Source organism: Cellulomonas flavigena DSM 20109, assembly GCF_000092865.1.
Lineage (GTDB): Bacteria > Actinomycetota > Actinomycetes > Actinomycetales > Cellulomonadaceae > Cellulomonas > Cellulomonas flavigena.
Genome location: NC_014151.1, coordinates 2690247 through 2702301, shown reverse-complemented (window position 1 = coordinate 2702301; position 12055 = coordinate 2690247). Strand labels below are relative to the sequence as shown.

Sequence of the window (12055 nt, the reverse complement as noted above, 5' to 3'; positions counted from 1 at the left end):
AGGGCCGCGCCGGGACACCCGGCGCGGCCCTCGTGCGCGCCGCAGGGGTCACAGGTAGCGCAGCGGGTCGAACTCCTCGAGCGGGATGATCCGCAGGCGCGGGAGCTGCACGTTGAACGCCGCGACGTCGGTCTCGAGGTCGAACGTCCTCAGCCCGCGTGCCGTCAGCCCCGCGAGCGACTGGCTCGTGAACTCGCGGAACGCGAGCAGGCCCACCTGGCGTCCCGCGTCGACGAGCTGCGCGACCTCGGGCGCGAAGTCGCCGTCGTGGCTGGCGAGCAGCACGTCGCCGTCACGGTCCGCGATGGCCTCGAGCGTGCGCTTGATGCCGATGTCGACGACCTTCTCGTACGACTCGCCGGACAGCGGGATCGGCACGAACCCGATCGCGGTCAGCGCCTGCACGAACGACATCGGCAGCGTGCCGTTCGACGCGTTGAGGAAGAACAGCGCCTTCACCGGCTGGCCCCACGCCTGCTGCGCGAACGTCAGCACGCGCTCCCAGCGCGGGCGCTGCTCCGGTGTGGGGCGCCCGCCGAGGATCGACGACCCGAGCGTCGCGTCGATGTTCTCCCCGTCGACCAGCAGGTACGTGGTGCCCGTCTCGCTCATCGTCCCAGCGTAGACGCGCGGGGCGGCGCGCCGGCAGGAGGCGCGGCGGGCCGGTCGCGCGGTGCCCGCCGGGCCGTGGTGACATGATCGGGCGCGGGTCGTCGAGCGGCGACGGAAAGGGGTTCCGGTGTCCGAGCACGACGTCCGGGCGTCCGTCGCCGCGTGGGAGGCGCTGTTCCGGGCGCAGGTCACGCTCGTGCGCCGGTTCGCCCGCCACGACGTGTGGGGGAGCCTGAGCCTGCGCGAGTACGACGTGCTCTACACGCTGTCGCGCGCGCCCGGGCGCGCGCAGCGCCTGCGCGAGCTCGCCGACTCCAGCCTGCTCACCCAGCCCAGCCTGTCGCGGCTCGTCGACCGGCTCGAGGCGGACGGGCTCGTGCGCCGCGGACCCGTCGAGGGCGACCGGCGTGGCAAGGCCGTGCACCTCACGGCCGAGGGCCTGCGGCTCCAGCGGGAGATCGGGCGGCGGCACGCGCGGTCGATCGACGCGCTGGTGGGTGGTGCGCTCGACGCCGAGGAGCTCGCGACCCTCGAGCGGCTGTGCGACCGGCTGCGGCTCGCCCAGGCGCACCTGCCCGATCCGGTGGGTCTCACGGACGGCACGTCGGGCGACGTCTGAGTGCTGCGTCACGGGGACCTCCGGCCCACGACACCGCCGCGACACGCGGGTGACGATGGTCCGGCGGAGGGCACCCGGCCCGCCGGGAGGGCGAGGAGGACCGATGCGCATCCTGCTGACGGTGGCGTCGCGGCACCAGGGCACGTGGGAGATCGGCGAGGTGATCGCGGCACGGCTGCGCGAGCGCGGCCACGTCGTCGACCAGTGCGCGCCCGAGGACGTGACCACGGTCGCCGACCACGACGCGGTCGTGCTCGGCTCCGCCGTCTACACGGCGCACTGGCTGCCCACCGCCCGCGACTTCGCCGACCGCCACGCGGACGAGCTGCGCGCGCGCCGCGTGTGGACGTTCTCGTCGGGCCTCGCCACGCAGCCGGCCAACTCGGCGAACTCGCCGCTCGAGGTCGCCGCGCTGCGCGAGCGCATCGGCTCGCGCGCGCACCGCAGCTTCCGGGGCCGGCTCGACCGCTCGGTGCTGTCGTTCACCGAGCGCGCGATCATCGCCGGCGGGCGTGCCCGCGAGGGCGACCACCGCGACATGGCCGCGGTCGCCGCCTGGGCCGACGAGATCGCGGACGCGCTGGCCTCGGACGCGCCGCCGGTGACGCAGGTGGCGCAGCGTCCTGTGGTGGCCGCGCGGCACGCCTGACACGCGGCACCCCGTGACCCTCGGGCGGCGCGCGCGTCGACCCGAGGGTCAGCCGACGCGGACCGGGCGCGGACGCGCACGCCGCAGGCCGCGCAGCTCCGCGGCGACCGCGACCATCGTCGGGCGTTGCGTGGCGTCCGTGCGCGTCATCGCCCGCAGCAGCGCGGCGACGTCCGGATCGAGGTCGTCCGCGATCTGCGGCCCGTGCAGCAGGCGCGCGAGCGAGGAGGTCAGCGGGTCGCCCGGGTACGCGCGCCGACCGGTCAGGCACTCGAGCAGCACGAGGCCGAGGGAGTAGACGTCGCTCGCGGGCCCCGACTGCTCGCCGAGCGCCTGCTCGGGACTCTGGTAGCTCGCGGTCGCGCGCCCGTCCGACGGGGCGGCGGTCTCGGAGGCCGCGATGCCGAAGTCCGCCAGCACCACCGGCAGCGTGGGGGCGTCGCGCCGGCCGGACGCGGGGATCGTGTCCGCCACGAGCACGTTCGACGGCTTCACGTCGCGGTGCACCACGCCCGCGCGGTGCGCGTGCGCCAGCCCCTGGGCGAGCTGGTACCCCACGTCGGCGGTCGTCGCGCAGTCCAGCGGACCGTCGGCGACGATCTCGCGCAGCGTGCGGCCCTCGACGAGCTCCATGACGAGGAAAGCCACGGGGCCGGTGCCGGGCACCACGTCCGCACCCACGTCGAGCAGTGCCACGAGCGAGGGGTGGGAGAGCTCGGCCAGGACGCGCGCCTCCTGCGCGTAGCGCCGGACCTGCTCGCTGTCGGCGTCCGCCAGCCGGAACAGCTTGATCGCGACCGGCCGGTCCAGGCGGGTGTCGACCGCACGGAGCACCTGCGCCGACCCGCCCTCACCGAGGCGTTCGCCGAGCACGTAGCGGCGCGCCAGCTCGGGCGCCGCGTGCCGTCCCGCACGCGTCACGGCTCGCTCCTCCGTCGGCTCGGTTGCTCACGGTCGTGGCGCGGGGTCGCGCCACGACGACGGTAGAGCGGGCACCTCGGCGTCGCACCCGGAGGCGACCGAACGGGTGAACGCTCGACGCGCACCAGGAGGTGACACCGTGTCGCGACAACGTCACGTCGCCACGGCCGCGGCCGGGAGGGCGGCACCGAGCGGCGGTGGGATGATCGGATGCGTGCCTACGCCTCCTGTGACCGCACCGTCCACCGACCCGTCGGCCGACGCGACCGGGCTCGCGCCGTACGACGCCGTGCTGCTCTTCTCCTTCGGCGGGCCCGACGGCCCCGACGACGTCCTGCCGTTCCTGCGCAACGTCACCGCCGGCAAGAACATCCCCGACGAGCGGCTCGCGGAGGTCGCCGAGCACTACCACCACTTCGGCGGGCGCAGCCCCATCAACGCGCAGAACCTCGCGCTGCGGCAGGCCCTCGAGGACGAGCTGCGGCGCCGCGGGCTCGACGTCCCGGTCGTGTGGGGCAACCGCAACTGGGCGCCGTACACGCGTGACGCGCTCGCCGAGGCGCGCGCGCGGGGGGCGCACCGTCTGGTGGCCCTCGTGACGTCGGCCTACTCCTCGTACTCCGGGTGCCGGCAGTACCGCGAGAACCTCTGGACGGCCCTCGATGAGGAGGGCGCGGACGGTGCGCCGCTCGTCGTCGACAAGGTGCGCTCGTACTTCAACCACCCCGGCTTCGTGCAGGCCAACGTCGACGCCGTCGTCGAGGCGTTCGGCGCGCTGCCCGCGGGCACGGCGTGGCCGCGCCTCGTGTTCGTCACGCACTCGATCCCCGACACGATGCAGGACGCGTCCCAGGTCGCCGGCGCGTCGTACCAGGACCAGCACCTCGACGTCGCGCGCACGGTGGCCGCGGCCGCGTCCGAGCGGCTCGGTCACGCGGTCGAGTGGGATCTCGCCTACTGCTCGAGGTCGGGTCCGCCGAGCCAGCCGTGGCTCGAGCCCGACGTGAACGACCACCTCGAGGCGCTCGCGGCCGCGGGTACGACGTCCGTGGTGCTGTCGCCGATCGGGTTCGTCTCGGACCACATGGAGGTCGCGTTCGACCTCGACACCGAGGCGCTGGAGACCGCGCGCGGACTGGGCATGACCGCCGTGCGCGCCGACTCGGTGGGAGTGCGCGAGCCGTTCGTCCGCGGTCTCGTCGACCTGCTCCTCGAGCGGGCGGCGATCGCGCGTGCGGACGACGCCGGCGCGCCGCGGCCCCCCGAGCAGACCGTCGGCGACCTGCCGGCGTTCCGGTCGGTCTGCGTCCCGGGGTGCTGCCGCATGCGCGACGGCGTCGACTCCGGCCGCCCCGCAGCCTGCTCGACCGACCCCTGGTCCTGACGCCCCACCCCACCTGCCGGACCCGACCCACCTGCCGACGGAGCCTTCGTGAGCACCCACCCCACCACGCCCGCACCTGACACCGAGGCGCTCAACGCCACCGTCCGCTACACGATGTGGTCGGTGTTCGCCGTCGACGGGCCCGTGCCGGCCGACGCGGACGCCCGCGCCGAGGTGGCCGCCGACGCACTGCGCGCGGTGGCGGCCGACGACGACCTCGTCGTGCGCGGCTGGTACGACGTCGCGGGTCTGCGCGCCGACGCCGATCTCATGGTGTGGTGGCACGCCGAGTCCGTCGAGCAGGTCCAGGGTGCCTACCACCGCCTGCGGGCCAGCGCGCTGGGCGAGGTCCTCACGCCCGTCTGGTCGGTGGTCGGGCTGCACCGGCCCGCGGAGTTCAACCGCGCGCACGTGCCCGCGTTCCTGGCGGGCGAGCCCGCGGGCGACTACCTGTGCGTCTACCCCTTCGTGCGCTCGTACGACTGGTACGTGCTCCCCGACGAGGACCGCCGGCGCATGCTGCACGAGCACGGCGCGGCTGCGCGCGACTACGTCGACGTGCGCGCCAACACCGTCGCGTCCTTCGCGCTCGGGGACTACGAGTGGGTGCTGGCGTTCGAGGCGACCGAGCTGCACCGCATCGTCGACCTCATGCGTGACCTGCGTGCGACGCAGGCGCGCCTGCACGTGCGCGAGGAGGTGCCGTTCTACACCGGCCCGCGCGTCGACCTGACGACGTGGGTGGACCGCCTCCCGCGCGCCTGAGCCTGCGGCGGTGCCATGATCGAGCATGCGCGACGACGAGCAGCCGACCTCGAGCACCGACGTCCCCGCGGGCGGTGACGCCGGCGGTGCCGTCCCCGACGCGCCGTGGCTCCACGGGACCTGGCGCGTCACCGGCGTCGACGGCACGCCGCCTGCCGACGGCCTGCACGGAGCGCCGTGGCTCACGTTCGAGGGCGACGGCGTCGTGTTCGGTCACGCCGGCGTCAACCGGGTGCGCGGCACGTGGCGGCTGGAGGGCGGGGACCTGACGTTCGGACCCGTCGTCGCGACGCTCATGGCCGGGCCGACGCAGGCCACCGCGACCGAGCGGGCGGTGCTGGGTGTCCTGCAGGACGGTGGCTCCGTGACGCCGGACGGCGACGCGTTCACGCTGCGGACGCGAGCCGGGCGCGCGCTCACCCTCGTGCGCGCCGCCGCGTGACGCACGTCAGGGGTAGAGCCCTCGGATGAGGTGCGCCTCCGCGACCCGCCGCACGCCGATGGTCATCGCCGCCTCGCGCAGCGTGACCGACTCCGCGCGCGCGAGCGCGGACACCGCCGCGTGGCTCGCGAGCATCCGCCGCTCGAGTCGCTCGGCGATCTCACCCTCGGTCCACCAGTAGGCCTGGTTCGCCTGCACCCACTCGAAGTAGCTGACGACGACGCCGCCGGCGTTGGCGAGGATGTCCGGCACGACCACGACGCCGCGCTCGGCGAGGACGCGGTCGCCCTCGCTCGTCGTCGGCCCGTTCGCGCCTTCGACGACCCAGCGCGCCTTGACGCGCTGTGCCGCCTCACCGTCGAGCACGCCCTCGACCGCGGCCGGCACCAGCACGTCGACGTCGAGCGCGAGCAGCTCGGCGTTGCTCACCGGGTCCGCGTCGGCGAAGCCCGTGACCGAGCCCGTGGCGGCGACGTGCTCGAGGAGCGCCGGCAGGTCGAGTCCGCCGTCGCGGCGCACGCCCCCGTGCTCGTCGCTGACCGCCACGACCCGCGTGCCGGACTCGTGCAGCAGCCGCGCGGCGTGCGAGCCGACCTTGCCGAACCCCTGCACCGCGGCGGTGACCTCGGCGAGCTCGACCCCGTCCTCGCGCAGCGCGGCGCCCGCGGCGTGCACCACACCCTGCGAGGTCGCCGTCGGGCGGCCGAGGGAGCCCCCGACGGCCAACGGCTTGCCCGTGGTCACCGCGGGGATGGTGAAGCCGCGGTTGACCGAGTAGGTGTCCATGACCCAGGCCATGGTCTGCTCGTTCGTGCCGATGTCGGGCGCCATGATGTCGCGCTCCGGGCCGATGATCGGCATGATCTCGCTCGTGTAGCGCCGCGTGACCCGCTCGAGCTCGGCGGACGAGTGCGCGTGCGGGTCGATCGTGACGCCGCCCTTGGCCCCGCCGTACGGCACGTCGACGACCGCGCACTTCCAGGTCATCCACATCGCGAGCGCGCGGACCTCGTCGAGGTCGACGCCGGGCGCGTAGCGCAGACCGCCCTTGCCGGGCCCGCGCGAGATGTTGTGCTGCACGCGGTAGCCGGTGAACACCTGCACGCGCCCGTCGTCACGGCGCAGGGGCACCGCGACGCGCAGCTCCCGCCGCGGGGTGGCGAGGACCTCGTGCAGATCGCTGTCGTAGCCGAGGATCTCGACGGCGCGCGCGAGCTGGGCCTGAGCGGTGGCCAGCGGAGCGGCGCCGGGCTCGAGGTGGGCGGGGGCGGGGGAGTCGTCGGCGACCATGCCCTTCACCCTGGCACGGGATCGCGCGTCCTACCCGTCCGCCGCGCAGGCGTCAGCACAACCGGATGTCGGTCACCCACCGGGTCACGTTGCCGCCGAGGTGACGGCTGTGCCGTGCGGGGACGAGCACGCACATGCCGAGAGACGCGTCCGAGTACACCGGTGCGACGAAGAGGTCGCTCGAACGGCAGTTGATGACGCGGGCGGACCACGGCGACGGGAACGCGAGGTAGTACGACGACAGGTGGGCGCACCAGGCGTCCGCGTCCTCGACGGTCGCCAGCGCGCGCACGGCCCCCCGGTCGTCGGGGAGGGGCAGCGCCCCGCCGCCGTCGAGGGCGACGACTCCGCCGTTCTCGGCCACGACCTCCGGCGCGCCACCCGGGGTGTCGTCCGCCGTCCGTCCGGTGGTGCCGCCCGCCGCGGCGGCGCTCGGCAGCGCGCTCGCGAGGAGTGCCATCGTCGCGACGACCGCCGTCGTCCGTCGGCGCGAGCGCAGTCGACGCTCGCTCTGGAGCCGGGCGCGCCGGGTCGGTGCAGGGGACGGGTCCAGGTCGGCGCGCATACTGCGGAGCACGGCTCTCCTCTCGGCGTCCGCCAACGTCGCGGGCGGGAGCGCCGCACTCCGTTGTGCGGCGCCGGCACCCACCCTGGCGTGGACGGCGCAGCCTGTCAACCGTGCCTGACACCGCGGTCAGAGCGAACTGTTTCGCTCCCGCAGCCGATATCAGCGGCTCACGCCGAGGCCCGCACCACCAGCTCGGGGGCGAAGATCAGCGGCTCCGCCGTGGGAGCGCCGTGGAGCTGGTCGAGGAGCCGCGCACCGGCCGCGCGCGCCATCGCGACCACCGGCTGGATGACGCTCGTCAACGGAGGCGTGGTCGACGCGGCGACCCCCAGGTTGTCGTACCCGACGACCGCCACGTCGTCCGGCACGTCGCGCCCGAGCTCTGCGAGGACCCCCAGGGCGCCGGTCGCCATGAGGTCGGAGGCGATGAAGATGCCGTCGACGTCCGGGAAGCGCGTGAGCAGGTCGCGCGCGGCGTGCGCGCCCGAGGTGATCGTGAAGTCGCCGTGCACCACGGCGGACTGGTCCAGACCGGAGGCATCCATCGCCTGCCGCCACCCGGCGAGGCGGTCGATCCCGGCGGACATGTCCTGGGGGCCGGCGATCGTCGCGATGCGGCGACAGCCGCGGTCGATGAGGTGCTGGGTCGCCAGTCGCCCGCCCTCGGTGTTGTCGGTGTCGACGTACTGCACGTCCTCGTCGGAGGCGGACAGCGGGCGCCCGACGAAGACGTTCGGAACCCGCGACGACAGCAGGGCGCGGTCGAGCTCGTCGTCCCGGTGGTGGGAGACGACGATCGCACCGTCGACGTGTCCGTTGCGCAGGTAGCGGATCGTGCGCTCCGACTCCCCGGGGCGCGCGATGACGAGCACCACCTGGATGTCGGAGTCGGCCAGCGACGTGCTCAGACCGTTGAGCGTGCCGGCGAAGAAGGGGTCGGACAGCACGCGCTCGTCGGGCTCGGGCACCACGAGCGCGATCGAGTCGGTGCGTCGCGTGACCAGCGAGCGGGCGGCGCGGTTGGGCGTGTACCCGAGGTCGGCGACAGCGGCCTCGACCGCGGACAGGGCCTCGGGCGACACGCGCAGACCGCCGTTGATGGCGCGTGACGCCGTCGAGCGCGAGACGCCGGCACGCTCGGCGACCTGCTCGAGTGTGGGCGCGGCGGGCCGCGACTGGTCCGTACGCGTCGAGAAGTTGTCGACCACCGTTGGTCATCCCCTCTGTGGCTGCTCTCGGGCAGCGTCATCGTTCACTGTGGCCACGGTCAGCTCACCGCACGAGCGTGAGGCTACCTGCGGGACGCGCGGTGGACCCGCGGTCGGGCGCCCGCGTGGCGGGCGCCCGACCAGGCACGACGGGCCGGTCAGCCCTTGACGGCGCCCGCCATGATGCCGGCGACGAGCTGGCGGCCGGCGACCACGAACAGCACGAGCAGCGGGATCGCGGACAGCACGACGCCGGCCATGATGAGCGACAGGTCCTTGAAGTAGGACGCCTGCAGGAGCTGCAGCGCGACCGGGAGGGTCGGGTTCGTCGAGCCGAGCACGATGAACGGCCAGAAGAAGTTCGTCCACGACCCGACGAACGCGAACAGCCCGAGCATGACGGCGGCGGGACGCGCGGCAGGCAGCGCGATGCTCGTGAACGTCCGGATCATCGACGCCCCGTCGACACGGGCCGCCTCGATGAGCTCGTAGGGGAGCGCCGACTCCAGGTACTGCGTCATCCAGAAGACGCCGAACGCGGTCACGAGGCCGGGCACGATGACCGCCACGAGCTTGCCGAGCCAGCCGAGCTCCGCCATGACGATGAACAGGGGGACGATGCCCAGCTGCGTCGGCACGGCCGTCGTGGCGATGACGAACAGCAGCAGGCCCCGGCGACCACGGAAGTTCAGCTTGGCGAACGAGAAGCCGGCGAGCGTCGAGAACAGCACCACGGAGACCGAGGTGACGACCGCGACGATCACGGAGTTCGTCAGGGCCTTCCAGAAGTTGATGTCGGCGTTGAGCACCTTGCCGGCGTTCGCCAGGAAGTTGCCGTCCGGGATCAGCGACGGGATGGGGTTCTGCGCGATCGTCGCGGAGTCCGAGCTCGCCAGCAGGAACGCGTAGTAGATCGGCGAGACGAACACGAGGATGGACACGGCGAGCAGCAGGTACGTGACCCAGCCCGGCCGGCGGTCCGAACCGTAGCCGCGGGAGCGGCTCGCGGCGCGGGCCGCTCGCGCGCCGGCGGTCTGCCGGATGTAGGGGACCGAGGGCGCGCTCATCGCTTGACCTTCTTCCGTCGGGACTTGCGAGCCTGCGGCGTCGCGTCGGACGCGATGCGCTGCGTCAGCCAGAAGTTGAGCAGACCGACCGCGAGGATGATGAGGAACAGCACCCAGGCGACGGCGGCGGCGCGACCGAAGCTCTTCTGGTTGCCGAACCCGAGCTCGTAGATGTACATGGTGACGGTCATCCACTGGCGCCCGGGACCGCCCTGGCCGATCTGGTCGAACAGGCGCGGCTCGTCGAAGATCTGCAGGCCACCGATCGTCGACGTGATGACGACGAAGATCAGGGTCGGACGGATCTGCGGGATGGTGATGGAGAAGAACTGGCGCAGGCGTGTGGCACCGTCGATCACGGCGGCCTCGTAGAGCTCGCGCGGGACGGCCTGCATCGCGGCCAGCAGGATCAGGGTGTTGTACCCGGTCCACCTGAAGTTGACCATCGTCGCGACGGCCATGTGCGACGGGAGCACGGAGCCGTGCCAGCGGATCGGCTCGACGCCGAACGTCCCGAGGATGGAGTTCGCGAGACCGGACTGGTCGGCGAAGATCTTGCCGAAGATCAGCGAGACGGCGACAGGGGCGATGACGTAGGGCACGAGGACCCCCATGCGCCAGAACGTCTTGGCCCGCAGGTTCGCGTCCAGCAGGGCGGCGAGGACGATCGCGACCATGAGCTGCGGGATCGTCGACAGCAGGAAGATGCTGAAGGTGTTGCGCAGGCCCTTCCAGAAGTTCGGCTCCTGGAAGACGAAGGCGAAGTTCTCGAAGCCGACGAAGTCTCCCTGGCCACCGAGCAGGTGCCAGTCGTACACCGACACGTAGGCGGTGTAGGCCAGCGGGAACAGGCCGGTGAGCCCGAACAGGATGAAGAAGGGCGAGATGTACAGGTAGGGCGAGACCTTGACGTCCCAGCGGCTCAGCTTCTGGCTGAAGCCCACACGGCGCGGCGTGCGCGGGGAGTCAGGCAGTCGGCGTCCGGCGCGCGACTGCGTGGTCGAGGTGGCCATGGGGTCCTCCGAAAGACTCAGGGGCGACGCGGCCGGGGCCGGGTCGGTGGCGGTCACCACCGACCCGGCCCCGGTTGCGTTCAGGTCAGGTCAGGTCAGCCGAGACCCTGGACCACGCCCTCGAAGGTCGCCCACTCGGCGGCCGCGTCGGCACCGTTGACGTCCACCTGCGTGATCGCGTTGTTGATCGCGTCCTGCACGGTGAAGTACTGCGGGCCCTTGAAGGGCACCACGACGCCCTGCGCGCGGTTGGCGAGGATCTCGCCGACCGGAGCGTTGTTGAAGAACTCGTTGGTGGCGGACTTGATCTCGTCCGACTCGAGCGCCTCGACCTGGCTCGGGAACGTGCCCTTGTTCTGGAACGCCTCGATCTGCTGCTCGGGGGCCGTCAGCCACGCGGCCAGCTCCTTGGCGGCCTCGACGTTGGCACCCTGCGACGGGACCGTGAGGAACGAGCCGCCCCAGTTGCCGGCACCGCCGGGGAACACGTCGGCGAGGTCCCAGCCGGTGACGCCGGCCGCGTTGCCCGCGATGACGCCCAGCATCCAGCCCGGCGCCAGCATGACGGCGAAGCCGTCGTTCTGGAAGGCGTTCTGCCAGTCCGGCTGCCACTGCTCGAAGTGGGCGGACAGGTTGTCGCCCACGGCGGCCGTGGTGACCTGCTCGTACATCTCCTTGACGCGCGGGTTCTCCAGCGCGATGACGTCACCCGAGTCGGGGTCCTCGTAGGCCGCCTCCTCCTGGTTGACCATGCCCTGGTAGATGGCGGCCGCGGAGTCGAAGAAGGGCTTGCCCGTCGCGGAGGTGTAGGTCTTGCCCACCTCGAAGAACTTCTCCCACGTCGCGCTCTCGCCACCGAAGAGCTCGGCGACGGCCTCGCGGTCGGCCGGCAGGCCGGCGGCCTGGAACAGGTCGGCGCGGTAGGCGATGCCCTCCGGGCCGATGTCCGTGCCGTAGCCGATGAGCTTGCCGTCGGCCGTCGTGGCCTGCTGGACCTTCCAGTCGAGCCAGCGACCCTCGACCTCGGGGGAGGACAGGTCCTCGAAGTAGTCCGGGTACTGCAGGAGCTCGGGCAGCCAGTCGACCTCGATCGCCTCGATGTCGGCGGTGCCGGAGCCGGCCGCCAGACGCGTGTTGAGGTTCTCGCGCGCCTCGTTCGAGGTGGCGGCGACCTTCTGCTCGATCGTGACGCCGGGGTGCTCGGCCTCGTACCGGTCGAACATCTCGTCCGTGTAGCCGAACTCGTTGAAGGTGGCGACCGTGAGGGTGATGTTGCCGCCGTCCGCGGTCTCGTCACCCTCGCCCGGGTCGTCGCTCGAGGAGCAGGCGGTCGCGACGAGCGCAATGCTCGTCACACCCGCTGCGAGCGCCCACGCCTTGCGTGTGGTCTTGCGCACAATGACTCCCTTGTCAGTCGGACGGCTGCGTCGCCGTACTCCTTGTCCACGTGCCGCCCGCCCGCCGTGGCCGGTCGGGTGGGCGTCGCGCGTTGGGGCTGTCGGGCCCCGGCGCGGAGC

The 12055-nt window shown here is 72.9% G+C and carries 13 protein-coding genes; 5 read left to right on the top strand and 8 right to left on the bottom strand.

Features of this window, described 5'->3' with window-relative positions; all coding sequences use genetic code 11:
• Positions 1–48: 48 nt before the first annotated feature.
• Positions 49–612 carry an NYN domain-containing protein gene (locus CFLA_RS12195; protein WP_013117635.1) on the bottom strand — a complete coding sequence of 188 codons (564 nt, stop codon included), beginning with the start codon at positions 610–612 and terminating at the stop codon, positions 49–51.
• Between the two features lie 127 nt (positions 613–739).
• Between CFLA_RS12195 and CFLA_RS12190 the strand changes: the two genes are divergently transcribed.
• Both CFLA_RS12190 and CFLA_RS12185 read left to right on the top strand, forming a co-directional pair.
• Entirely contained in the window at positions 740–1231 is a 492-nt protein-coding gene (locus CFLA_RS12190; RefSeq protein ID WP_013117634.1) for a MarR family winged helix-turn-helix transcriptional regulator, read from the top strand.
• 103 nt (positions 1232–1334) lie between these two features.
• A complete protein-coding gene (locus CFLA_RS12185; RefSeq protein ID WP_013117633.1) occupies positions 1335–1880 on the top strand; it encodes a flavodoxin domain-containing protein in 546 nt (181 codons plus the stop codon).
• A 48-nt stretch (positions 1881–1928) separates the two neighbouring features.
• Here the strand turns inward: CFLA_RS12185 and CFLA_RS12180 are convergent, their stop codons facing one another.
• A complete protein-coding gene (locus tag CFLA_RS12180) occupies positions 1929–2801 on the bottom strand; it encodes a serine/threonine-protein kinase (protein WP_013117632.1) in 873 nt (290 codons plus the stop codon).
• A 202-nt stretch (positions 2802–3003) separates the two neighbouring features.
• Between CFLA_RS12180 and CFLA_RS12175 the strand changes: the two genes are divergently transcribed.
• From CFLA_RS12175 to CFLA_RS12165, 3 genes are read left to right on the top strand one after another with little or no spacing between them, the layout of a single operon-like run.
• On the top strand, positions 3004–4185 hold the full coding sequence (locus tag CFLA_RS12175) for a ferrochelatase (RefSeq protein WP_013117631.1): 1182 nt from the start codon (positions 3004–3006) through the stop codon (positions 4183–4185).
• 48 nt (positions 4186–4233) lie between these two features.
• Complete coding sequence (hemQ, locus tag CFLA_RS12170) at positions 4234–4950, top strand: hydrogen peroxide-dependent heme synthase (protein ID WP_013117630.1); 717 nt, start codon at positions 4234–4236, stop codon at positions 4948–4950.
• 25 nt (positions 4951–4975) lie between these two features.
• Positions 4976–5392: an META domain-containing protein gene (locus CFLA_RS12165; protein WP_013117629.1), complete on the top strand. Its 417-nt coding sequence runs from the start codon at positions 4976–4978 to the stop codon at positions 5390–5392.
• Positions 5393–5398: 6 nt separating this feature from the next.
• Here CFLA_RS12165 and CFLA_RS12160 read toward each other — a convergent pair whose 3' ends face one another.
• The 6 genes from CFLA_RS12160 to CFLA_RS12135 all read right to left on the bottom strand — a co-directional run bounded on the left by CFLA_RS12160 (position 5399) and on the right by CFLA_RS12135 (position 11935).
• Complete coding sequence (locus tag CFLA_RS12160; RefSeq protein WP_013117628.1) at positions 5399–6682, bottom strand: Glu/Leu/Phe/Val family dehydrogenase; 1284 nt, start codon at positions 6680–6682, stop codon at positions 5399–5401.
• Positions 6683–6734: 52 nt separating this feature from the next.
• Entirely contained in the window at positions 6735–7259 is a 525-nt protein-coding gene (locus CFLA_RS12155) for a hypothetical protein (protein WP_013117627.1), read from the bottom strand.
• A 158-nt stretch (positions 7260–7417) separates the two neighbouring features.
• Positions 7418–8458, bottom strand: a complete 1041-nt coding sequence (locus CFLA_RS12150; RefSeq protein ID WP_013117626.1) for a LacI family DNA-binding transcriptional regulator — start codon at positions 8456–8458, stop codon at positions 7418–7420.
• A 158-nt stretch (positions 8459–8616) separates the two neighbouring features.
• Entirely contained in the window at positions 8617–9525 is a 909-nt protein-coding gene (locus tag CFLA_RS12145; RefSeq protein ID WP_013117625.1) for a carbohydrate ABC transporter permease, read from the bottom strand.
• Positions 9522–10538: a carbohydrate ABC transporter permease gene (locus tag CFLA_RS12140; RefSeq protein ID WP_013117624.1), complete on the bottom strand. Its 1017-nt coding sequence runs from the start codon at positions 10536–10538 to the stop codon at positions 9522–9524. Before CFLA_RS12140 ends, CFLA_RS12145 begins: the two co-directional genes overlap by 4 nt.
• Positions 10539–10633: 95 nt before the next feature.
• Positions 10634–11935 (bottom strand): ABC transporter substrate-binding protein, encoded by a 1302-nt coding sequence (locus CFLA_RS12135; RefSeq protein ID WP_013117623.1) that lies wholly within the window; start codon positions 11933–11935, stop codon positions 10634–10636.
• Positions 11936–12055 lie beyond the last annotated feature (120 nt).